At 73.0% G+C, this 23,178-nt stretch carries 17 protein-coding genes; 8 read left to right on the forward strand and 9 right to left on the reverse strand.

Annotated elements, in window-relative coordinates:
- Positions 1-53: 53 nt before the first annotated feature.
- Positions 54-1,262, forward strand: coding sequence for a globin domain-containing protein (locus ACWCP2_RS25505; protein WP_450910898.1), 1,209 nt, complete (start codon positions 54-56; stop codon positions 1,260-1,262).
- Between the two features lie 99 nt (positions 1,263-1,361).
- On the opposite strand, the gene ACWCP2_RS25510 is transcribed toward ACWCP2_RS25505, so the two are convergent.
- A complete protein-coding gene (locus ACWCP2_RS25510) occupies positions 1,362-2,369 on the reverse strand; it encodes a nucleoside triphosphate pyrophosphohydrolase (RefSeq protein ID WP_450910899.1) in 1,008 nt (335 codons plus the stop codon).
- Between the two features lie 30 nt (positions 2,370-2,399).
- Complete coding sequence (locus ACWCP2_RS25515; protein ID WP_450910900.1) at positions 2,400-3,020, reverse strand: SurA N-terminal domain-containing protein; 621 nt, start codon at positions 3,018-3,020, stop codon at positions 2,400-2,402.
- Between the two features lie 176 nt (positions 3,021-3,196).
- Here ACWCP2_RS25515 and ACWCP2_RS25520 point away from each other — a divergent pair, with 176 nt between their 5' ends.
- Positions 3,197-5,647: a YfhO family protein gene (locus ACWCP2_RS25520; RefSeq protein ID WP_450910901.1), complete on the forward strand. Its 2,451-nt coding sequence runs from the start codon at positions 3,197-3,199 to the stop codon at positions 5,645-5,647.
- Here the strand turns inward: ACWCP2_RS25520 and ACWCP2_RS25525 are convergent.
- From ACWCP2_RS25525 to ACWCP2_RS25535, 3 genes are all read right to left on the reverse strand, one after another.
- Complete coding sequence (locus ACWCP2_RS25525; RefSeq protein ID WP_450910902.1) at positions 5,635-7,143, reverse strand: protein kinase domain-containing protein; 1,509 nt, start codon at positions 7,141-7,143, stop codon at positions 5,635-5,637. The two genes, ACWCP2_RS25520 and ACWCP2_RS25525, sit on opposite strands and share 13 nt — an antisense overlap.
- Complete coding sequence (locus ACWCP2_RS25530; protein ID WP_450910903.1) at positions 7,140-7,805, reverse strand: hypothetical protein; 666 nt, start codon at positions 7,803-7,805, stop codon at positions 7,140-7,142. The genes ACWCP2_RS25525 and ACWCP2_RS25530 overlap by 4 nt, the downstream gene beginning before the upstream one ends.
- A gap of 143 nt (positions 7,806-7,948) precedes the next feature.
- Positions 7,949-10,171 carry an N-6 DNA methylase gene (locus ACWCP2_RS25535; RefSeq protein ID WP_450910904.1) on the reverse strand — a complete coding sequence of 741 codons (2,223 nt, stop codon included), beginning with the start codon at positions 10,169-10,171 and terminating at the stop codon, positions 7,949-7,951.
- 144 nt (positions 10,172-10,315) lie between these two features.
- On the opposite strand from ACWCP2_RS25535, the gene ACWCP2_RS25540 reads away from it, so the two are divergent.
- Positions 10,316-11,032, forward strand: a complete 717-nt coding sequence (locus tag ACWCP2_RS25540; protein WP_450910905.1) for a hypothetical protein — start codon at positions 10,316-10,318, stop codon at positions 11,030-11,032.
- A gap of 59 nt (positions 11,033-11,091) precedes the next feature.
- On the opposite strand, the gene ACWCP2_RS25545 is transcribed toward ACWCP2_RS25540, so the two are convergent.
- Positions 11,092-11,808, reverse strand: a complete 717-nt coding sequence (locus ACWCP2_RS25545) for an HNH endonuclease family protein (RefSeq protein WP_450910906.1) — start codon at positions 11,806-11,808, stop codon at positions 11,092-11,094.
- Between the two features lie 110 nt (positions 11,809-11,918).
- Between ACWCP2_RS25545 and ACWCP2_RS25550 the strand changes: the two genes are divergently transcribed.
- Complete coding sequence (locus ACWCP2_RS25550) at positions 11,919-12,080, forward strand: Rv0909 family putative TA system antitoxin (RefSeq protein ID WP_399378561.1); 162 nt, start codon at positions 11,919-11,921, stop codon at positions 12,078-12,080.
- Positions 12,081-12,229: 149 nt separating this feature from the next.
- Here the strand turns inward: ACWCP2_RS25550 and mfd are convergent, their stop codons facing one another.
- Entirely contained in the window at positions 12,230-15,766 is a 3,537-nt protein-coding gene (gene mfd, locus ACWCP2_RS25555; RefSeq protein ID WP_450910907.1) for a transcription-repair coupling factor, read from the reverse strand.
- 228 nt (positions 15,767-15,994) lie between these two features.
- Between mfd and ACWCP2_RS25560 the strand changes: the two genes are divergently transcribed.
- Positions 15,995-16,240 carry a type II toxin-antitoxin system Phd/YefM family antitoxin gene (locus ACWCP2_RS25560; protein WP_450910908.1) on the forward strand — a complete coding sequence of 82 codons (246 nt, stop codon included), beginning with the start codon at positions 15,995-15,997 and terminating at the stop codon, positions 16,238-16,240.
- The gene (locus ACWCP2_RS25565) at positions 16,237-16,605 is read left to right on the forward strand and encodes a type II toxin-antitoxin system VapC family toxin (protein WP_450910909.1); all 369 of its coding nucleotides are present in this window, start codon (positions 16,237-16,239) and stop codon (positions 16,603-16,605) included. Before ACWCP2_RS25560 ends, ACWCP2_RS25565 begins: the two co-directional genes overlap by 4 nt.
- A 72-nt stretch (positions 16,606-16,677) precedes the next feature.
- Here ACWCP2_RS25565 and ACWCP2_RS25570 read toward each other — a convergent pair whose 3' ends face one another.
- Together ACWCP2_RS25570 and ACWCP2_RS25575 are read right to left on the reverse strand one after the other, a co-directional pair.
- A complete protein-coding gene (locus ACWCP2_RS25570; RefSeq protein WP_450910910.1) occupies positions 16,678-19,251 on the reverse strand; it encodes an ABC transporter permease in 2,574 nt (857 codons plus the stop codon).
- Positions 19,248-20,024, reverse strand: a complete 777-nt coding sequence (locus tag ACWCP2_RS25575) for an ABC transporter ATP-binding protein (protein WP_450910911.1) — start codon at positions 20,022-20,024, stop codon at positions 19,248-19,250. Before ACWCP2_RS25575 ends, ACWCP2_RS25570 begins: the two co-directional genes overlap by 4 nt.
- 378 nt (positions 20,025-20,402) lie before the next feature.
- Between ACWCP2_RS25575 and ACWCP2_RS25580 the strand changes: the two genes are divergently transcribed.
- Together ACWCP2_RS25580 and ACWCP2_RS25585 are read left to right on the forward strand one after the other, a co-directional pair.
- Positions 20,403-22,088, forward strand: a complete 1,686-nt coding sequence (locus tag ACWCP2_RS25580) for an MFS transporter (RefSeq protein WP_450910912.1) — start codon at positions 20,403-20,405, stop codon at positions 22,086-22,088.
- A gap of 73 nt (positions 22,089-22,161) precedes the next feature.
- Positions 22,162-22,977 (forward strand): hypothetical protein, encoded by an 816-nt coding sequence (locus ACWCP2_RS25585; protein WP_450910913.1) that lies wholly within the window; start codon positions 22,162-22,164, stop codon positions 22,975-22,977.
- The last annotated feature ends 201 nt before the right edge of the window (positions 22,978-23,178 follow it).

A 23,178-nucleotide genomic window follows, 5' to 3' on the forward strand; every position in this document is an offset into this window, starting at 1 on the left:
GGCCATGGCTTGACCTCACGTTCCCCGGCGTTCCTACTTTCGGTTTTGTGGATGTGAGGATCTTGAAAAGCAGCTTCGCGGTGGTGGAGAGACGGGCCGAGCACGCGGTCAAGTTCTTCTACTCCCACCTCTTCTGGCACAACCCCGGAGTCCGTGATCTCTTCCCGGCCTCCCTCGAAGACATGGAAAGACAGCGGGACCGCCTCTTCGCCGCGCTCACCCATGTGATCGCCCACCTGGAGAACGAGACGCTCGTCCCCTATCTGCGCGACCTCGGCCGCGACCACCGCAAGTTCCTGGCGGGGCCCGAGCACTACGCGGCCGTGGGCACCAGCCTCATCGCCGCGCTCGCCGAGGCCTCCGGGTCCGCCTGGCACCCCCAGGCGGAAAAGGCCTGGTCGGAGGCGTATCAGGTGATCGCCGACGCGATGATGGCCGGAGCCGCCGCCAGCGAGGACCCGCCCTGGTGGGACGCGGAAGTCGTACGCCACCTGCTGTACGGGGAGGACATCGGCGTCCTGACCCTCCGCCCGCACGCGCACTTCCCCCATCTCCCCGGGCAGTACGCGAGCGTGAGCAGCGACCGGGTGCCGACGACCTGGCGCACGTACTCCCTGGGCAACGCGCCCCGCGCCGACGGCACGCTCGACCTGCACGTCAGCCGGATCGAGGGCGGCCGCCTCAGCACCGCCCTGATCCGTGAGACCCGGCCCGGGGACGTGCTGCGGCTGGGCGCGGCCGGCGGGCAGATGACCTTCCGCCGCGAGGACCGCCCGGTCAGCTTCATAGCCGCCGGCACCGGCTGGGCCCCGGTCCGCGCGATGCTGGAGGACCTGGCGGAACACCCTCCCGATCAGGACGTGCGGCTCTTCGTGGTCGCGCGGGACGCCGCGCACCTCTACGACCGCCCGCTGATCGACGCGTACGGGGACTCCCTCGGCTGGCTGAGCGTCACCTACATCACGCCCGCCCCCGGCCAGCACCGCAACCAGGCCACCGGCCGGCTGGCGACCGCGCTCAGCAACCGCGGGCTCTGGCCCGACCAGGACGTCTACCTGAGCGGTCCGCCGCAGTTCATCCGGGAGACCGCGTACCTCCTGGAGGAACTCGGCGCGCGCCCCGACCGGATCTTCCACGACTCCGTACCGGCCGGCGGCAGGGGCCAGGAGGACGACGGCCGCCCGATGGGCTTCGGCGAGTGGTTCCTGAACCGCCCCGACCCGCACTGGCACAACCCGTCGGGCCGCGCGCCCCGGGGGTAGCGAGAAGGTCGCCGCCCGAGGACTTCGCCGTCCGAGGACTTCGCCGTCCGAGAGCATCGCCGTCCGACACCGTCGCGGGGTGCCTCCCGCCGCTGAGGGCTACTCGCCGACGCCCTCGGCCCTACGGATCGCGTCCCGGTAGGTCCGGGCCGCCGCGCGCAGCGCGGTCTCGGGGTCGGTCCCCGCCGCCTCGGCGCGCGCCGCCAGTTCCAGCAGTTCGTACCCGATGCCCTCTCCGCGGGGCAGTTCCACGGGCACCGCCCCCGCACGGGCGCGGCCCGCCAGCTTGGCCGCGAGCGCGAGACCGGGCTGGCCGAGCGGGATCCCGTCGGTCACCGACTCCCGCTGCTTCTCCACCTGCTTGGTGCGCTGCCAGTGCGCGTTCACGTCCTCCGGGGTTTGCGCCGTGGCGTCGCCGAAGACGTGCGGGTGCCGGTGGATCAGCTTCTCGACGAGGGCGCCGGCCACGTCGTCGATGGAGAACGGCTCGTCGTCCTCACCCTCTTCGCCCTCTCCGCCCGGGCTGCCCTCCTCCGCGATGCGCGCGTGGAAGACCACCTGGAGCAGGACGTCCCCGAGCTCCTCGCGCAGTTCTTCGCGGTTCCCGTCCTCGATGGCCTCGACCAGCTCGTAGGCCTCCTCGATGGCGTACTTCGCCAGTCCCTCGTGGGTCTGCTGCGAGGTCCAGGGGCATTCGCGCCGGACCCGGTCCATGACCTGCACGAGGTCGAGCAGGCGTGCGCCGGGCAGATCGTACGAGCCCGGCAGCAGCTCCAGGTCCGGTACGGCGACCCGGCCCGAGCCGGCGAAGCGGGCCAGGGCGTCGGTGAGCCGCCGGTCCCCCTCGCCGCTGAGCAGGACGACGACCGTGCGCCCGCCGGCGCACTCCTCGATCAGTGCCTGGGCGTCGGGGGTCTCCAGGGAGACCTCGACGCCGGCCTCGCGGAGGTAGGGGAGCTGGACGTGGCCGGGGTCGGCGCACAGCACCCGGTGCGCGGCGTGCAGGGTCTGCCAGGCCGGCCAGGACAGCATGCCGGGGGCCACCCGGTGGCTCGTGGTCAGCAGCACGATGCGGCCGGTGGGCTCGGAGGACACGTCGTCAGTCACCCTCCGAACCTACCTCCCCCGCGGGGCTGCCTAGGCCCCGGCGGGGGGCTGCTCCGGGCGGGTGACCTGGGTGATCCACGGGGTGGAGTGCTCGCCGAGGGTGACCCGCTGGGGGTCCCAGACGCCGTAGCGGGGGTTGACCTCGATGCCGAGCTTGGCCGCGGCCTTCGCGGCGGGCTCGGCGAGCTTGCCCTCGCCGTACTTGGCGTTCAGCTTCTCGAAGAGCACCTGGTCGCGGACCCAGCGCTCGATCTGGTCGGGGGCGACGGCGGCCTTCTGCAGGATCGCCTCCTCGAAGGCCGCGGCTCCCCGGTTGCCCTCGTCGTAGGCCTTGCGGGCGTCCTGGAGCTCCTTGGGGGTGACGGTGATCCCGGCGTCCTTCGCCATCCGGTCGAGGATCCGGCTCTGCAGCATCGTGCTGAGCTTGACCCGGTCGAGCTGCGGGACGGCCGCGATGAGCTCGGCCGCGTGTTCGGAGCTGTTCTGTGCGGTGCGGACGTCGTTCACCTGGGCCTGGAGCGCGGAGGTGGTGATCCGTTCGCCGCCGATCACGGCCGCGGTGCCGGGGCGGGCTTCGCCCGAGCACGCGGACAGCAGAGGGGCCGCCAGGAGCAGGGCGGCGGAAACGGAGAGCGCTGTGCGACGGTGCAAAGGAGCCTCCAGGGCCGGGAGATTGTGCTTCGGTGCACAAGGGCCGTGCGGTGATCGATGGTATGCAGTCGGGGTGATCAGAGCCACTGGTTCGACCAACGATTCCGGGGGTGTTGGGGTTCGCGTCCCTCTGCGGCCATCCTTCGGCCCACCGGGAGTGCCACGGTCGGCCCACCATGTCGACACCGCACCGCTCCCCGCGCCGCACCTCCCTGCTCGGCTCGGCCCTCGCCGCCCTGGTCACCGTGGTGGCCGTGGCCGCCGGAGACGCGGTGGCCCGCGTCTTCCCGTACGGGCCGCGCCACCGCAGCATCAACGACCTCGGCAATCAGTTCGTGCCGTTCCACGCGCACCTGTGGGACCTGCTGCACGGGCGCGCCGCGGGCGGACTGCTGCTGAACTGGCAGTCCGGGTACGGGACCAGCTTCCTGCCCGACTTCGGGACCTATCTGACCAGCCCGTTCGCGGTCCTGGTGGGGCTGTTCCCGCGCCAGGACATCGACCTCGCGGTGTACGTGGTCACCGTGCTGAAGACGGCGGCCGCGGCGGCGGCGATGGCCTGGCTGCTGCGCACCCAGCGGCGCGGGCCGGCGTGGGCGGCGGGGCTGCTCGGGGCCTCGTACGCGCTGTGCGGCTGGTCGGTGATCGAGGCCTCGTACAACCCGATGTGGATGGACGGGCTGATCGCCCTTCCGCTCCTGTGTCTGACGGGTGAGTGGGCGTTGCGCGCGCGCCGGCCAGCGGCGGCCGTCGTGGTGGTGGCGCTCTGCTGGACGGCGAACTTCTACACCGCGTACATGGCGACGCTGGGCGCGGTGCTGGTGCTGCTGGTGCGGCTGCTCCTCACCCGGGAGGGCGTGGCGGATCGGCTACGGGTCCTCGCGCGGGCGGCGCTGAGCACCGGGCTCGGCGTCGCGCTGTCGGCTCCGGTGCTCGTGCCGCTCTTCCTCAGCTCGAAGCAGGCCTACCCGGGGTGGTTCAAGCCCTTCGTGCCGGCGGCGACGGAGGATCTGCTGGCCCGGCTGCTGCCCGCCACCTACTCCTTCTCCTCCCCCGCCCTGTTCATCGGCACCGGGACCCTGCTGCTCGCGGCGGCCCTGCCCTTCCACCGGGCCGTGGCCGGGCGGGAGCGGCTGGTGTGGACGGGGCTGGTCCTGCTGGTGCTGCTGTCCTTCCAGTGGATGCCGACGCATCTGGCCTGGCACCTCTTCGCGACGCCCAACGGCAGCCCGTACCGGCAGACCTTCGTGCTGGCCGGGATCGTGGTGATGGCCGCCTGGGCGGGGCTGGCGGCCGGACCGCCCGGGCCGTGGGCACTGGCGGGCGGCGCCGGGGTGCTGGCGGCCGTCCTGCTCGCGGCGAGCGGGAGCCGGCTGGCGACCTCCTGGGGCCTGGCCCTGTTCGGCGGCGGCCTGGCCCTGGCGGGGGCCGCCTGGTGGGCGCTGCGCCACCGGCGCCTGGTGCTGCCCGCGGTGGGGGTGCTGGTCCTGGTCCTGCTGGCGCAGGCGGCGGCGACCACGGCCAACGGGCACCGGGGGAAGCTGGCGGGGCTGGACGACTACCCGGTGTGGGGCGCGGCGCACACCGCGCGGGCCGACGCCCTGGCGGGGGCCGGGGGCTGGCCCGCGTACCGCACGGACGCCGGGCGGCCGGCGCTGACCGGCAACGACCCGATGCTGCTGGGCGGGGAGGGCGGCGCGTACTACAGCAGCCACACCCCGGACCTGTTCACCCGGACCATGGTGGCCCTCGGGGCGGGCTGGACCTCGCGCGGCCGCAACGTACAGAGCCTCGACAACCCGGTGACGGACGCCGTGTTCTCCGTCGGCGCCCGGCTGCGGCCGGACGGCACGGTCGCGCGGGCCGAGGTGCCGCCGCTGGTCACCGTCCGCCCGCCGGGCGCGCGGCCGGAGTACGGGGCCTCGCCCTTCGCCAACCAGGAGCTCCTGCTGGGCGCCCGGGTGTACGAGGATCCGCTCTCCCCCGGGGTCTGCCGGGCGGGGACCGAGGCCTTCCTGTGGGCCCCGGAGTACAACGGGACGGCCCGCCTCGCGGACGGGCCGGCCTTCCGGCTGAACGCCAACCCGCCGCGCAACAGGGCGGCCCTGCAGCCCCTGGGGGCCTCCCGCGGCCCGGCCTCGGCGCTGGTCTTCGAGAAGGCGGCTCCCGCGCACTGGCAGCTGTCCTGCCTGGACCGCTCCCTGCTGACCGCGGTCGTCGCCCGGCTGCGGGCCACGGCGGCGGTGTCCGTACGGGTCGGCTCCTCGGGCGTCCACGCGGAGCTCCCGCCGGGCAGCACGGGCACGGCGGTGCTCTCCGTCCCCGCGATCGCGGGCTGGACCTGCAACGGACGCCCGGCCGACGCGCGGCTGGGGCTGGTCGCGATCCCGCTGGACGGCCGCACCACCGGCATCAGCTGCACCTTCCGCCCCCCGGGCCTCGTCCCGGGCGCGGCGGTGGCGGCTGCGGCCCTGCTGGTCCTGGCGGCCCTGCTGGGGCTGCCGGGGCGGCCCGGCCCGCTCGCGGCGGGCCGGCGGCGGCGTCGGCCGCATCGGTACGAGCCGGCCGGAGCGCCGGCGGACCCGGACCGCGCGGAGCCGGCCCGCCCGGAGCCTCAGCGCACCTGACCCAGCCAGAGCAGGGTGCGGCGGACCTCCTCGGTGAAGGGGTGGTTCGGGCCGTGCAGGCGTTCCGCGTCGAAGAGGAGGCGGGCCAGGGTGTCGTGGGCCGCCGGGCGGTCGCCCAGTGAGAGCAGCAGGTGCGCTATCCGGCGGCGGACCTCCAGCGGGAGGCCCGGATCCGGGTTCGCGTAGTGGTTCTCGAACAGCGGCAGCAGCGCGCGGTACTCGGCGAGGGCGGCCGCCGGTTCGCCGAGCTGCTCCAGGCACTGGGCCGCGTCGTAGCGGAAGCGCAGGGACTGCGGGTCGCCGGCCGGGAACTCCTCCGCGAGCCGCCGCAGTTCGGGCAGGGCGCGGCGGTACTGGCCGTCGTCCATCAGGGTGGCCGCGTACTGCTTGCGCAGGGAGCGGACCACCGGGGAGTGCGCGCCGTGCTGCTCGGCCGCCGCCGGGAGGATGCCGCCGAGGATGTCCACGGCCTGGGTGAGCCGGCCCTGGTCCAGGAGCTTCTTGGCCTCCTCCACGGCCGCCGGGACGTCCGGCCTCGGCGGCGGGGGCGGGGTGGCGGGCCGGGGCGGGATCACGGTGGCGCGGTCGGGCCAGGGGGCCTGCGGGCGCAGGAACGGGCGGGTCGGGTCGAGGGGGCCGGTCGGGGCGCCCGAGCCGTGGTGGGGCAGCAGCGGCGCGAGGGCCGCGTACACCGCCTGCGCGGAGGCGGGCCGGTCCTGCGGGTCCTTGGCCAGCAGCTTCAGCAGCAGGGCTTCCAGCTGCTGCGGGACCTCGGGACGCAACTGGCGCACCGGCAGCGGGGGTTCGTACAGGTGCCGGTGGAGCACCCCGAGCGCCGTGGAGCCGGCGAAGGGGACGTTGCCGGACAGCAGCTCGTACAGGACCACGCCGAGGGCGTAGAGGTCGGTGTGCGGGCCCACGGCTCCGCCCATGGCCTGCTCGGGGGCCATGTACGCGGGGCTGCCGATGGGTGAACCGGTGCTGGTGAGGCGGGTGGTGTCGGTGTCCATCACGGAGGCGACGCCGAGGTCCAGGACCAGCACGGTCCCGTCGGGGCGGACCATGACGTTGCGCGGCTTCAGGTCCCGGTGGACGATCGGCACCGCGTGCACGGCCGAGAGCACCGAGCACAGCTGGGCGATCACCGAGACCGCCCACGGCCAGGGATAGGGATCGTGCTCGGCGAGGTGGTCGGCGAGGTCGGCGCCCTCCACGTACTGCATGACGAGGTACAGCTCGTCCCCGTCGCTGCCCGCGTCGTGCACGGTGACCAGTCCGGGGTGGTCCACCTGGGCCGTGACCCGGCATTCCCGCACGAAGCGGCGGCGCAGTTCCTCGGCGACGGAGCCGGGGCCCGCCACCTTGTCGGGGCGCAGCAGTTTGACGGCGACGCGGCGGTCCAGGCGCCGGTCGTACGCCGTCCAGACCTGTCCCATGCCGCCCTGGCCCAGGATGGTGGCGAGCTGGTAGCGGTCGCCGATGAGCCGGTCCGTCACGGGCGGGGTTCCTCGTCACGGGGCGGCTGCTGGCGGCGCAGGAGCTCGCTGAGCTCGTCGAGTTCGGCGCGGACCTGCCCGATGCGCGGGGGCGGGGTCGGGGAGGGCGCGGGCTCGGGGGCCTGCTGCGGGGCGGGCTGGTGGGACGGGTGGGACTGGTGCGGCGGCTGCTGGTGCGGCTGCTGCTGGTGCTGAGGCTGCTGCTGCGGGCCGGTCCGGGCCGCCGGCGGGTAGCCGTAGGCGGGCCCGGTCTGCTGCTGCGGAGGCACGTAGGGGGAGACGGGCGGCGGGTACCAGCCGGCCGCCGGAGGCCCGGCCTTGAGCGCCTCGAAGTGCCGGATCTCGGCGACGAGGTAGTAGATGCACACCACGAGGCCGTTCAGCAGCGTGCCGAAGGCCCCCGCGTTGCCCTGCGGGCCGCTGGCGTCCTCGGTCGGGTCCGCCCCGATCAGCGCCAGGGACGCGACCTCGACCGCGATGCAGGCCCCGAACAGCCACCAGTCCCGGGACTTACGGGTGACCAGCGCGAGCCGCAGCATCGTCCCCCAGGCGAGGAACCCGCAGCTCAGGATGGGCAGCAGCGCGAACAGCACGCGGAGCGCCACCACGCCCCCGGTGCTGGACTGGTGACCGTGGGGCGGCGGAGTGCCGGGGCCGTGCATCGCTGCTCCTGACGGGCGGTGCGGAGAAAGGGCGGAGGATTCCGGGTCAGAGCGTATACAGCGTTCCCGGCCGGGAGTGAGGGGATGCGCTCAACCGTTGTACGGTCGCAGCCCCGGGCGGTCCGTCCTCCCGGCCGGGGCTCTCATTCCGGCCGGACCGTGCCGTCGGAGAGCCCGTCGTAGAGCCCCTGTACGAGCTGCTCCCCGAGCCGGGCGGCCAGTCTCAGGGCGTCCTCGAACTCGGCCAGCGCCCGGAACCGCGCCCCGTAGACCTCCTGCTCGGTCCGCGGCAGCCGCGGCAGTTCGAGGCGGCGCACGTCGAGCCGGGTCGTGGTGGAGGCGTGGCTGCTGGCGCGCCGGTTGTTGGCGGTGGCGCGCAGGAAGCCGGCCAGGAACCAGGGGTCCAGGGCGGCCGGATCGGGCCGCAGCAGCTGCAGGCCCCGGCCGAGCGCGGCCCCGGCGGTGGACGCGTCGACCACGCGGGCCACGCGGGCGCCTCCGGTGAGGGGGACGACCACGTCACCGGGCGCGGTCAGCAGCGGTTCCTCCGCGGCGTCGGTCAGGGTGCCGGTCGGGCCGGTGCCGGCGCTCACGTCGTACTCGGTCAGGACCGGGGCGCCGCCCGTGCCGCTGCCGGTGCCCGTGTGCAGGAGCAGGGCTCCGGCGCGGGCGAGTTCGCCGACGGTGGTCAGCGGCAGCCGGGCCGGCGCGGGGGCGGGCCGGTCCGGGGAGGCCGCGGGCGGGGCCGGCGGGGTGAGCCGGGCCGCGCGGTTCAGCGTGGAGTCCAGCCGGTCCCGTACGGCGGTCAGCTCGGCCACGCCGCCGCCCGCGGCGGGCGGCGGCAGGTGGCGGGCCGGGGTCAGGTCCACGTCGTCGTCGAGCAGTTCCACGACGGGCACGACGCGGCGCACGCCCGGGATGTCGGGGACGTCCGGGGCCGGGCCGCCGCGCTCGTACGCCGTCCAGGCCTCCTCCACCGTGCCGTGCACGGCGGCCCATCCGGCCCGCCCCGGACCGGGTCCGGGGCCGTCGGCGAGCGCGGCGGTGTCCACGAGGAGCAGCCCGGAGGGGGCCGCCGCGTGCGGGGCGGGCCGGCGCAGCACCCACAGGTGCAGCGGGATCCCGTACGGGGGCGCGGCGCCGGCCGGCAGGGCCACGACGGCGCGCAGCGCGCCGCGGCGCAGCAGGTCGGCCCGGATGCGGCGGCCGGAGCGGCGGGCGGCGGCCGCGGGCGGCATGAGCAGGACGGCGGTGCCGCCCTCGCGCAGGTGGGCCAGGGCGTGCTGGACCCAGGCGAGTTCGGATTCCGCGCGGGCCGGCAGCCCGTACTCCCAGCGCGGGTCGTACGCCAGCTCCTCGTGGCCCCAGTTGCGTTCGTTGAAGGGCGGGTGGCAGAGCACGGCGTCGACGGCTTCGGCGGCGGGGCGCGCGAAGGCGTCGGCGCGCAGGCTGTCGGCGGCGGCCGCGCGGACCGGGGCGTCCGACTGGAGGGCGAGGCGCAGGGCGGCGAGGGAGGCGAGCTCGGGCGAACTGTCCTGCGCGTAGCGGGTGGTGGCCCCGGGGACGGCCCGCAGCAGGGTGCCGGTGCCGCAGGCGGGGTCCAGGACGGTCTGGGGGGACGGTCCGGCGAGGGAGGCCATCAGGGTGGCGAGGCCGTCCGGAGTGAGCGTGTACTGGCGGGGGTTGGCTTCGAGGTGGCGGCCGAGGAGGAACTCGAAGGCCCCCTTGGTGCCGAGTTCGGCGGCGAGTTCGGCGGCGGCCCGCAGGAAGGGCACCACCCCGGGCGCCAGGGGTGCGGTGGTTGCGAGCGGGTGCTCGGGCCCGAGGCGCAGGGTGAGCACCCGGTCGAGGGCGGGCGCCAGGAGGGTGGCCATCCGCTCGTCGGAGACGGCCGCGGCCTCCAGCCACTCCCTGGGCCGGTCGCGTACGAGGAGCAGCGCGCTCCCGGCCTTGACGAGCGCGGCCACGGAGCCGCCGGGGTGGGCGGCGACGTACTGCCAGACGCGCTCGCGCAGCGGGACCTCGGCCAGCTTTCCCTGGGACCGGAGCCAGTCGGTGACCTCGGCCAGCGCGAAGGTGGGGCTGGTCTCGGTGCCGCCGACGGGGCGGGGGAAGTCGGCGTGCCGGCGGCGCCAGTTGCTCACGGCGGCGCGGCCGACTCCCGCGAGGCGGGCGATGTCGGCCGCGGTGACTTCGGGGGCGCCGACATCAACGGCGGCTTCAACGGCGACTTCGGCGGCGGTGACTTCGACGGCGGCTTCAACGGCGGCTTCGGCGGCGGTGACTTCGACGGCGGCGGGGGCCTCAGGGACGGGTGGGGCCTGGGGGGTGGCTGGGGCCGCGGTGGGGGGCTTCTGCTCCGGCATGTGCGCGAGCATACCGCCGCGCAGAGGAGAGACCACTTCACACTGTGAATTTAACAATCCCTCAGAAACACGTTGACTCGGTTCACAAGCTCTGCTGTGATGATCTCACCGAACAGGCCGTCAGATCAGGCAGGAGCCACACACATGTCCCACACCATGCGCGCCAGTTGGACCGCCCGGAACGCCCGCACGAAGGTGCTGACGGGCTTCGGCGCCGCCCTCGCCCTCGTGACGCTCACCGCGTGCGGCGGCGCCGACGCCCCGGCGGACAAGGGCGCCGGCAAGGGCGGTGACGCGGCCGCCTCGAAGCCGGCACCGCAGAGCAGCGCCCCGGCCCCCGACGCGGGCAAGGCGAAGCCGGCCATCAAGGGCAGCGGCACCTTCCAGGTCGGCTCCGACGTCAAGCCCGGCCTCTACCGCTCGGCGGGCAACAAGGCCGACGACAACTGCTACTGGGAGCGCGCCAAGGACTCCAAGGGCGAGCCGGAGTCGATCCTCGACAACGACAACGTCGTGGGCCTGTCGTACGTGGCCATCGCCGCCACCGACAAGATCTTCAAGACCGAGGGCTGCAAGGGCTGGGAGCTCGTCGACCCGAAGGCCAAGGGCACCCCGAAGGCCGAGATCTCCGGCAAGGCCGGCATGCTCAAGGTCGGCGTCGACATCGCCCCGGGCACCTACAAGTCCGCGGGCTCCACCGAGGACGGCAGCGGCTGCTACTGGGAGCGCACCAAGGACGCGACCGGCAGCCTCGACACGATCATCGCCAACGACAACCCCGAGGGCCAGGCCGTCGTGACGATCGCCGCCGGGGACGGCTTCTTCAAGACCACCGACTGCCAGGACTGGAAGAAGAACTGACCCAGGACCGGACCGGACCGGACCGGCGGACCGACGGCCCGGCCGAGGGGTGAAGCGGATCAGCGCAGCCGCTCGGGCGGGCGGGTGGGATCGCCCCCCGTCGGCAGGCGCTCCCCGGGACAGTCCGTCAGGACCCGCTTCATCGCGTCGCGCTCGCCGGCCGTGACCCACAGACCGTACTTCCGCTTGACCGCGATCTGGGCCGCAACGTAGCGGCAGCGGTAACCGCGGTCGGGCGGAAGCCAGGTGGCCGCGTCGCCGTCCCCCTTCCTGCGGTTCGCCGCGGCGTCCACCGCGAGGAGGTTCAGCGGATCGTTGGCGAAGGCGATCCGTTTGCCCTTGTCCCAGCCCCCGGCCCCCTTCTGCCAGGCGTCGGAGAGGGCGACGATGTGGTCGATGTCCACACCCGTGCGGCCCCGCTCGTGCGCGATGCGGGCGCCGGTATAGGGGTCCTTCTCCAGCACCCCGGTCAGTACCTTGCAGCCGTCCTTGAAGGTGGTCCGGGCCAGGTCCCGTTTGAGGATGTCCTCGCGGGTCCCGCAGCCGCTGCCGTCCGTGTCCAGCCAGCCCTTCCCGAACCGCTCGCGCGCGTACCCCGTCTTCGGGGCCCGCCCCTTGACCGCGAGCCCGTCCACCGAGGCCAGCGCCACCGGCCCGTTGGCCGGGCCGGGGGCGTTCGCGGCCGCACCGGCGCCGGACTCGGGGAGCACCGTACAAGCGGACAGCGCGAGGGCCGGGGCGAGCAGGAGGGCGGCGAACAGCCGGTGGGAGCACATGAGACAAGATCATAAACTTCATACCATGACGGGACGTTCCGACCCTCCAGCGAGCGAATCACCCCAAACGGGCGTAGCGTCGCACACGGGATCACGGAAGGAGCCCGGGCATGGGGATTTTCGACAGGTTCAAGGACAAGGGCAAGGACATCTCCGACAACCTCGAACAAGAGGCCAACGAGAAGACCGGCAACAAGTACGCGGACCAGATCGACAAGGCCCAGCAGACGATGGAAGAGAAGCTCCGCATCGACGACGACCCGAACAAGTAACCCCGCCGAACAGCCCCCGCGGGAACGCGAACGGCCGCGACCGGGACCCGTGAGGTCCCCGTCGCGGCCGTCGCCGTCTCCGGGCGCGCTCGGCGCCCGTGCCCACCGCGCCCGCGCCCGTGCCCGCGCCGGTGCCCGCGCCCGCGCCCTTACGAGCCGAGGATCGTGGCGAGGAACTCCCCGGTCCAGCCCAGCAGTTCCCGGCCGACCAGCGGCTTCCCGCCCACCCGGGCCGTCTTCGGCCGCGGCACCAGCACCTGCGAGGCGGTCGGCTTGATCACCGAACCCGGGTAGAGCCGCTTCAGCCGCAGCTCCTGCGATTCGCGCAACTCCACCGGTCCGAAGCGGATGTTGGGGCCCTGGAGGGTGATGTCACCGACCCCGCAGGCGCGGGCGAGCATCCGCAGTCCGGCCACCAGCAGCAGGTTCTCCACCGGCTCCGGCAGCTTGCCGTAGCGGTCGGTGAGCTCCTCGCGGACGGCCTTGACGTCCTCCTCGGAGTTGGCCGCCGCGATGGACCGGTACGCCTGGAGGCGCAGCCGCTCGCCGGGCGCGTAGTCGTGCGGGACGTGCGCGTCGACCGGCAGCTCGATCTTGACCTCCAGCGGCGGCTCCTCCTCCACCCCGCCGTCCACGGCCGAGCGGTAGTCGGCCACGGCCTCGCCGACCATCCGGATGTAGAGGTCGAAGCCGACGCCCGCGATGTGGCCGGACTGCTCGCCGCCGAGCAGGTTGCCCGCGCCGCGGATCTCCAGGTCCTTCATCGCCACGTACATGCCCGCGCCCATCTCGGTGTGCTGGGCGATCGTCGCGAGCCGCTCGTGCGCCGTCTCGGTCAGCGGCTTCTCCGGCGGGTACAGGAAGTACGCGTACCCGCGCTCGCGGCCACGGCCCACGCGGCCGCGCAGCTGGTGGAGCTGGGAGAGGCCGAAGTTGTCGCCGCGCTCGACGATGAGGGTGTTGGCGTTGGAGATGTCGATGCCGGACTCGACGATCGTCGTGGAGACGAGCACGTCGAACTTCTTCTCCCAGAAGTCCACCACGACCTGTTCCAGGGCCTGTTCGGACATCTGGCCGTGCGCCGTCGCGATGCGCGCCTCGGGCACGATCTCGCGGAGCTTGGCGGCCGCCCGGTCGATGGACTCGACCCGGTTGTGGATGTAGAAGCACTGGCCCTCGCGGAGCAGCTCGCGGCGGACCGCGGCGCCGATCTGCTTCTCCTCGTAGGGGCCGACGAAGGTCAGGACCGGGTGGCGCTCCTCGGGCGGGGTGGTGATCGTGGACATCTCGCGGATGCCGGTCACCGCCATCTCCAGGGTGCGCGGGATGGGGGTCGCGGACATCGTGAGCACGTCGACGTTGGCGCGCAGCTTCTTCAGCTGCTCCTTGTGCTCCACGCCGAACCGCTGCTCCTCGTCGACGATGACCAGGCCCAGGTCCTTGAACTTGGTCTCCTGCGAGAACAGCCGGTGCGTGCCGATGACGATGTCGACGGAGCCCTCGCGCAGGCCCTCCAGCGTCGCCTTGGACTCGGTGTCGCTCTGGAAGCGCGACAGCGCCTTCACCTTGACCGGGAACTGCGCGTACCGCTCGGAGAAGGTCCCGAAGTGCTGCTGCACCAGCAGCGTGGTCGGGACGAGGACGGCGACCTGCTTGCCGTCCTGGACGGCCTTGAAGGCGGCGCGCACCGCGATCTCGGTCTTGCCGTAGCCGACGTCTCCGCAGATCAGGCGGTCCATGGGAACCGACTTCTCCATGTCCTCCTTGACCTCGGCGATGGTGGTGAGCTGGTCGGGGGTCTCCGCGTACGGGAAGGCGTCCTCCAGCTCGCGCTGCCAGGGGGTGTCGGGGCCGAAGGTGTGGCCGGGGGCCGCCATGCGGGCGCTGTAGAGCTTGATGAGGTCGGCGGCGATCTCCTTGACGGCCTTCTTCGCGCGCGCCTTGGTCTTGGTCCAGTCGGCGCCGCCGAGCCGGTGCAGGGTCGGGGCCTCGCCGCCGACGTACTTGGTGACCTGCTCCAGCTGGTCGGTGGGGATGTAGAGCCGGTCGCCGGGCTGGCCGCGCTTGGCCGGCGCGTACTCGACGAGCAAGTACTCGCGGGTGGCGCCCTGCACGGTGCGCTGCACCATCTCGATGTACCGGCCGACGCCGTGCTGCTCGTGGACGATGTAGTCGCCGACCTCCAGGGTGAGGGGGTCGATCGTCTTGCGGCGCCGGGTCGGCATCCGGCCGAGGTCCTTGGTGGCGGTGCGCTGGCCGGTCAGGTCGGTCTCGGTGAGGACGGCGAGCTTGAGGGCCGGGTCGACGAAGCCGTTGTCGAGGGAGCCGCAGGAGACGTGGACCAGCGAGGGCTCCAGGACGGTGACGTCCGCCTCCAGGCGGGCCGCGATGCCCTCGCCGCCGAGCACCTCGACGGTACGGGCGGCCGGGCCGTGGCCCTCGGTCAGGTAGACGGTGCGCCAGCCGTCGGCGAGCCAGGCCTTGGTGTCGGCGAGCGCGCGGGCGGTGTCGCCGCGGTAGGCCTCGGGGGCGTGCATGCCGAGGCTGAGGGTGTCGCGGCCGACGGCGGCGTCCTCGTCGGCGGCGAACGGGGACACCGACCACCACATCATGCCGAGCTCGCGCGCGTGCTCCCGTACGTCGGCGATCCCGCGGAGCGAGGCCGCGCCCACGTCGATGGGGGCCTCGCCGCCGCCCGCGGTGGCGGCCCAGGAGGCCATCAGGAACTCCTGCGAGGTGGCCACCAGGTCCGAGGCGCGCGTGCGCACCCGCTCCGGATCGCACACGACGGCCATGGAACCGGCGGGCAGTACGTCGATCAGCAGCTCCATGTCGTCGACCAGCACCGGGGCCAGGGACTCCATGCCCTCGACCGCGATCCCTTCGGCGATCTTGTGGAGCAGCTCGCCCAGCTCGGGGTGGAGCTCGGCGAGGGCCGCGGCGCGCTCGCGCACCTCGTCGGTGAGCAGCAGCTCCCGGCAGGGCGGGGCCCACAGGCCGTGCTCGGCGATCTCCAGGGAGCGCTGGTCGGCGACCTTGAAGTAGCGGATCTCCTCGACCTCGTCGCCCCAGAACTCCACGCGCAGCGGGTGCTCCTCGGTGGGCGGGAACACGTCGAGGATGCCGCCGCGCACCGCGAACTCGCCGCGCTTCTCGACGAGCTCCACGCGGGCGTACGCGGCTGCGGCCAGCGCCTGCGTCACCGCGCCGAGGTCGACGCTCTCGCCCTGGCGCAGGCTCACCGGAACCAGGTCCCCGAGCCCCTTGACCTGCGGCTGGAGCACGGAGCGGATCGGCGCGACGACCACGGAGACCGGGCCCGCGGCGGGGTCGTCCTTGCTCGGGTGCGCGAGGCGGCGCAGGACGGCGATGCGCCGGCCCACGGTGTCGCTGCGCGGACTGAGCCGTTCGTGCGGCAGCGTCTCCCAGGAGGGGTACTCGGCCACCTCGTCGGGGTTGAGCAGTGAGCGCAGCGCGGCGGCCAGGTCCTCGGCCTCCCGCCCGGTGGCGGTCACCGCGAGCACGGTGCGCCCGGTACGGGCGGCCAGCGCGGCGATGGCGAAGGGCCGCGCGGCGGCCGGGCCGACGAGGTCCACGTGCATGCGGTTGCCGTCCCCGGCCGCGGTGACCGCCTCGGCGAGTGCGGGGTCCCGGGTGACGGCGTCGAGCAGTCCGTGCAGGCTCATGAAGGCGGCTTTCCATCCGATGAGGTGCGGTGCGTCCCCGCGAGGCGGCAACGCGAAGGACCCGACACGTCGAACGGGCCGGGGGTTCCCACCCTACGACGCGGGTGCGACACCCGCGCGTGGGATTCGGGTCCCCCGTGGGGGTGACGGAGCTGGCGCGGACTGCGCCGACCTGATTACGCTTAGTCCGGCATTTAGTCCACCTCTTCCCATGCCCTGGAGTGCGCGATGGAAGCGGCCCGGCAGTACAACGTCCACGAGGCGAAGACCCACTTCTCCAAAATCCTGGAGACCGTCGCCACCGGCCAAGAGGTGATCATCAGCAAGGCCGGCGAGCCGGTGGCCAAGGTGATCCCGCTCGCGGGGAAGGTCCGGCGGACCGACTACGGCTCACTGCGCGGCCTGGTCGAGATCGCCGACGACTTCGACGAGCTCCCGGACGGGTTCGCCGAGGCTTTCGGGGCCGGCGCATGAGCATTCTGCTCGATACGCACGTCGTCCTGTGGTGGCTGGGCGGTGAACTGTCCGACGAGACAAGGGATCTGCTCACCCAGGAGCGGTACGTCTACATGAGCGCCGTGACCCCGTGGGAGATCTCCGTGAAGCAGGCCACGGGCAAGCTGAACAGTCCGGAGGACCTGGCGGTGCGGGCTCGGGACACTCAATTCCTCCACCTGCCGATCACCGCGGAGCACGGCGTCCGGGCGGGGCGGCTTCCCGCCCACCACAGGGACCCCTTCGACCGGATACTGATCGCCCAGGCCCAGACCGAGGGGCTCACCCTCGTCACCCGGGACAAGCACATCCCGCTCTACGACGTCCCCGTCCTGAGCGTGTGAAACGACCCCGGCCCCGCCCCGCCCGCAAGGGGTGGGGCGGGGCCGGGGCTCCCCCGTACGACCGCTCGGCGACTACTCGCTGGCGATCGCGTTCAGGACGTTCATCCGGCCCGCCCGGAAGGCCGGGACCAGGGCGGCCAGCAGGCCGACCAGGGCGGAGCCGGCGAACACGCCGAGGATGGTGGGCCACGGGATCTCGAGGATCTTCATGCCCTGCAGTGCGAGGAGCTGGTGGGCGGTGGCGCCCCAGCCCATGCCCAGACCGAGGCCCAGCAGGGCGCCGAAGAGGGCGATGACCACGGACTCCAGGCGGATCATGCGGCGCAGCTGGCGGCGGGAGAGGCCGATGGCGCGCATCAGGCCGATCTCGCGGGTCCGCTCGACCACCGAGAGGGCCAGGGTGTTCACCACGCCCAGGACCGCGACGATGATCGCGAGGGCGAGGAGGGCGTAGACCACGTTCAGGAGCTGGCCGACCTGGTCCTTCAGCGCCTGCTTGTAGTCCGTCTGGTTGAGCACCTGGTACTGCGGGTACTCGGCCAGGTCCGCCTTGACCGCCTTGTACGCGGCGTCGTCCTGGCCGTCCTTCGCGGTGGCCAGCAGCATGAAGGGGCGGGGCAGCTTGGCGGCCGGCAGGTTCGCCTGGGCGACGGCGGTGCTGATGTACTTCATGCCCTTGTCGAGGTTGCCCTCGTCGCTGGTGATCGCCGCGACCTTCAGCTTGGCGGTCTTGCCGCCGACGAAGGAGACCGTCAGCTCGTCGCCGAGCTTGACCTTGTGCTCCGTGGCGAAGTCGGAGCCCACCGACATCGAGCCCGGCTCGTACGCCGCCGCGTGCTCCCCGGCGATCATCTTGCGCCGGATGTCCTTGGCGTAGGTGGGGTCCTGGGCTCCGAGCCCGTAGATCTCGGTGGTGCCGTCGGGGGTGGTGATCTTGGCGTCCACTTCCCGGTAGGCCGTGACGTGGTCCAGGCCCCGCGTGGCCCGCAGCGCCTCCTCGGCCTGCGGTACGACCGGCTGGCCCGTCATGGACTCCACGATGTAGTCCGCGCCGACCGACTTGTCGAGCTCATCGGTGGCCGAGGCCACCATCGAGGAGCCGACCACCGACAGGCAGGCGACCAGCGCGAGGCCGATCATCAGCGCGGCGGCGGTGGCACCGGTGCGGCGCGGGTTGCGCAGCGCGTTGCGCTCGGCGAGGCGGCCTATGGAGCCGAAGGGCCGCAGCACCGGGGCGGACAGGGCCCGGACCACGACGCCCGCGAGGAGCGGGCCGATCACGATGAAGCCGATGAGGGTGAACAGGACGCCCAGCCCCAGCCACTGCGCTCCCGTCCCGGCGGCGTCGGCGGTACCGGCGAGGTACAGGGCCGCGGCGCCGATGCCGGTGAGGCCCAGGCCCAGGGCGGCGCGGATCCGGCCGGCCATCTTGTCGCCGGGGGTGCCGGACTCGCGCAGGGCGGCCATCGGGGAGACCTTGCCGGCCCGGCGGGCCGGTATGAAGGCGGAGACGACGGTGACCACGACGCCGAGGACGATGCCGATGACCGGCGTGGTCCACGCGATGGTCAGGTCCTCGGTGGACAGGCTCATGCCCATCTGGCTCATGAGCTGCATCAGCCCGACGGCCAGGCCGATGCCGGCGCCGACGCCGAGGATCGAGCCGACCACGCCGAGCAGCAGGGCCTCGATGACCACCGACTTGAGGACCTGGCCGCTGTCGGCGCCGATGGCCCGCATCAGGCCGATCTCACGGGTGCGCTGGGCGACCAGCATCGAGAAGGTGTTGAAGATCAGGAAGATCCCGACGAGGAAGGCGATCGCGGCGAAGCCGAGCATCACCCACTTCATGATGTCGAGGAAGTCCATGTTCTTCTTGTTGGCGTCCGCGGCTTCCTTCGCGGTCTGCAGCTTGTAGGCGTCGGCGCCGAGGGCGGAGGCGACATTCGCCTTGAGCTGCGCGTCGCTCACCCCGTCCTTGGCGGTGACGTTCACGTGGGTGAAGGCGTCCGCGGCGCCGAGCAGCTTCTGCTGGGAGGTGGCGGTGTCGAAGTAGACGACGGTCGCGCCCGGGTTGGTCACGGTGAAGGCCGCGATGCCGGTGATCTTGGAGCGGATGTCGCCGGTGACGGTGATGGTGCGGATGTCGTCGCCGAGCCCCAGGTGGTGCTTCTTCGCGGTGTCACTGTCGATCATCACGTCGGTGGGGCCGCGCGGGGCCTGCCCCTCGATGATCTTCATCGACCTGAGTTCGTTCTCTGTCCAGTTACCCGCGAAGGTCGGGGCTCCGGTGGTCGAACCGAGGTTCTCGTTCTTGGAGTTGACGACGGTGACCGCCATCGAGGCGACGCCGCCCTCGGCGGACTTCACGCCCTCGGCCTTCTTCACCCGCCCGACGACGGAGGCGGGCAGCGCCTGCGGCTTGCCGGTGTCGGGGGTCTCCCCGCTGGTCTCGGCCTCCTTCGGGGTGACCGTGACATTGGAGTTGGTGACCGCGAACAGCTTGTCGAAGGTGGTGTTCATGGTGTCCGTGAACACCAGCGTCCCGCAGACGAAGGCGACGGACAGCAGGACGGCCACGGCGGAGAGCGCCATCCGCCCCTTGTGCGCGAAGAAGTTGCGCCGCGCGGTCTTCATGACGGTCATGACGTCCGCCCACGGGCGTCGAAGTCCTTCATGCGGTCCAGGACCTGGTCGGCGGTGGGCGTGTACATCTCGTCCACGATCCGGCCGTCCGCGAGGAAGATGACGCGGTCCGCGTAGGAGGCGGCGACCGGGTCGTGGGTGACCATGACGATGGTCTGGCCCAGCTCGTTCACCGAACGCCGCAGGAAGCCGAGGACCTCCGCGCCGGCCCGGGAGTCGAGGTTTCCGGTCGGCTCGTCGCCGAAGATGATCTGGGGCCGCGAGGCCAGGGCGCGGGCGACCGCCACACGCTGCTGCTGGCCGCCGGAGAGCTCCGTCGGACGGTGCTTGAGGCGGCCCGCCAGGCCCACCGTCTCCACGACCCGGTTCAGCCACTCCGCGTCCGCCTTGCGGCCGGCGATGTCCATGGGGAGCGTGATGTTCTCCAGGGCGTTGAGCGTCGGCAGCAGGTTGAAGGCCTGGAAGATGAAGCCGATCCGGTCGCGGCGCAGCTGCGTGAGCTTCTTGTCCTTCAGCCCGGTGATCTCGGTGTCGTCCAGGTGGATCTGGCCGCTCGTCACCGTGTCCAGACCGGCCAGGCAGTGCATCAGCGTGGACTTGCCGGAGCCCGAGGGCCCCATGATCGCGGTGAACTGGCCGCGGTGGATGTCCACGTCCACCGCGTCCAGGGCGACGACCCGCGTCTCGCCGGAGCCGTAGGCCTTGACGACCTTCCGCGCCCGCGCCGCGACGGCCTCATGCCCTCCAGTACCCCCGTGCCTGGTTTCGGTCATAGCCGTTGTCACGGTGTTTCCCCTCGTTCTGACGCGTACGGTCGTCGGTTCGGTGTCACCGCGTTCGGTGTCACCGGGTGCGCTGTGATGCGCTTCATTCGAAGTCTGCTGGGCGGGGTGCCGCGGCGCGCTGGTGCCAAGCGCCGTATCCATAGGGGTGCTAGCCCTACCCCCCGGACTCCCGCCCTGTAGACACCAGTTAAAGACCCCCGTCGTCTTTCCTCCTCCTCCCCCGGGACGAAGCGTCCCTGGATCCTTGTGAGGACCAACCCCTAGGGGATCTCGCCCGTTGGGACGAGGCGCCCTGAGGGGATACCGCCCCGTAATGCCGCGATGAGAGGGTGTCTGCGCAGGTACGGACGGGGGGAAGGGGTTTTCATGGGCTCAGGGGAGAGCACGGGCGCGAGTACCGACGACAGCGCCGCGGGCATACCCGGGGGTGACCCCGCCGGATCCGGGGACCACGCCTGCGCCGAGCCGGGCGCCGCGACGGGCCCGCCCCCGGCACCGGCCGCCGTACCGGGTCATGCCTCGCCGGCTCACGCCTCGCCGGCGCGGGCGGAGTCCCCGCCCGGGCGGCCCCGTACGGCCGTCGTCGCCGCCCTGATGCTGACCATGAGCCTCGTCGCCCTCGACGCCGCCGTCGTCGCCACCGCGGTCCCGCAGATCGTGGGCGACCTCGGCGGCTTCGCCGTCTTCTCCTGGATCTTCTCCGGCTACGTCCTGGCCGGAACGGTCACCCTGCCCGTCTACGGAAAGCTCTCCGACACCTACGGCCGCAAGCCCGTCCTGCTCCTCGGCATCAGCCTCTTCCTGCTCGGCTCGCTGCTGTGCGCGGCCGCCTGGAACATGGCCGCCCTCATCGCCTTCCGGATCCTCCAGGGCCTGGGCGGCGGCGCCCTGCAGGGCACCGTGCAGACCCTCGCCGCCGATCTCTACCCGCTCAAGGACCGGCCCCGCATCCAGGCCCGGATGTCCGCGGTGTGGGCCGGTTCGGCACTGGCCGGCCCCGCGCTCGGCGGGCTGATCGCCACGTACACCGACTGGCGCTGGATCTTCCTGCTCAACCTCCCGCTGGCCGCCGCCGCCCTGTGGATCATCAGCCGCCACCTGGTCGAGCCCACCCGTCCCCCCGGCCGCACCGGCCCCGTCGACTGGCCCGGAGCCGTGGCCGTCTTCGCCTGCGGGGGGCTGCTGCTGTTCGGACTGGTGCAGGGCGGAGTCGCCTGGCCCTGGCTGTCGGCGCCCTCGCTGGCCCTGCTGGGAGCGAGCGCAGCGCTGGGCGTGCTCGTCGTCCGGATCGAACGCCGGGCCGCACAGCCCATCCTGCCCGGCTGGGTGTGGCGCCGGCGCACCATCTGCGCCGTCAACCTGGCCATGGCCGGGCTCGGCCTGCTGATGGTCGCCCCGATGGTGTTCATGCCGACGTACGCCCAGACCGTGCTGGGCCTCGGCCCGACCGGCGCCGGCCTGGTCACCTCCGCGATGACCCTGACCTGGCCGATCAGCGCCGCCTTCGCCCAGCACGTCTACCGGCGCATCGGCTTCCGCAACACCGCCGCGACCGGGGTCTCCCTGGCCGCCCTCGTCCTCGGTTCCTTCACCCTGCTCCCCTACCCCGCCCCGGTCTGGCAGCCCGTCCTGATCATGCTGCTGCTGGGCGCGGCCCTCGGCCTCTTCCAGCTCCCGCTGATCGTCGGGGTCCAGTCCACCGTGGGCTGGGAGGAGCGCGGCACCACCACGGCCTCGGTGCTGTTCTGCCGCAACGTCGGCCAGAGCGTCGGAGCGGCGCTCCTCGGAGCCGTGGCCAACGCCACCATCGCCGGCCGGCTGACGCAGGCCCCGATGGCCGGTCTCCCCTCGAACCTGGACGACGCCTCCAAGGCCCTGACCGACCCCGGCCTCCTCGCCCCCGAGGCCGCCGCCTACCTGCGCCGGGCGGTGGCCGCCGCCGGGGACCACATCTTCCTCGGCGCGACCGTGGCGGCGGCCGCGGCCGCGCTGGTGCTGCTGCTGGTGGCGCCGCGGCGGTTCCCGGTGCTGCCGGAACAGCGGGAGGGCTGAGGAGCAGGAACTTGTCATGTTCGGACCGAATCGGTAACCCTTCTCGAAGACGCCGTACTTCCGGGGGGACCACATGACGTCCGCACTCTGCGCACTCGCCTCACTCGCCGCCCTGGCGGGCCCGATCGTCCTGCGGCTGCTGCGCCACCCGGGCTTCGTCACCGGCCGCGACGGACGCCTGTCCACCTCGACCACGCTCGCCCTGGCCTGGACGGTGATCCTCCTCTGGCTCCTCCTGGCCACCCTCGGCTACGGACTCACCGCGGGCGGCGGCCCCGCCTGGTTCGAGGGCCACGGAGGCGAAGGCCCCCTGTCCCCCCTGACCACCGTCTACCTCCCGCTGCTCGGAGGCCCGTACGCCGCCCTGATCGCGGCCAAGGCGGTCGTCGGCACACGGGTGGAGCGGGGCTCCCTGGCCAAACCGGCGCCGAAGGGCACGGAGCGGCGGCCGCTGCACGACCTGATCGCGAACGACGGCGGCCGGACCGACCTGGTCGACCTGCAGTACGTCGCCCTGAGCGCGGTCACGATGCTCTACGTCGTGGCGTTCTTCGTGGCGGACGTGGGCGGCGGGCTGCCGAGGCTGCCGGACGAGATGTGGGCGCTGACCGGGGCGCCGGCCGGCGCGTATCTTCTGAACAAGGTGGCGGTGCGGGCCAATCCGGTGATCACCGGGGTCACCGTCGCGGACGGCCTCCTGACGGTCGAGGGCGGCGGCTTCGGGGTGGCCCCCCGCGTCGAACTGGACGGCACGCCCCTCCCGACCACCATCACCCCGACGGGAGCCCTGTCGGCCCCCCTCCCCCCATCGGCACCCCCCGCCTTCGCGGTGTCGGTCACCACCCGAGGCCTCCGCAGCGACCCGTCCCCCCACACCCCGAAGCCCTGACCCCCCTCGGCGAGCGTGCCGCTGCGCGGGGCGGAGTTCCCCTACCCGCCCTTCCACCGTTCCCCGGGCGCTGCCCGGACCCGCGCCTCAAACGCCGGCGAGGCTGAAGAGGGGGGTCCCGGGCTGCGCCCGGACCCCCAAAGACCCGGGGCTCCGCCCCAGACCCCGCGCCTCAAACGCCGGCGAGGCTGAAATGGCGCC

This window comes from Streptomyces sp. NPDC002104, assembly GCF_053593795.1.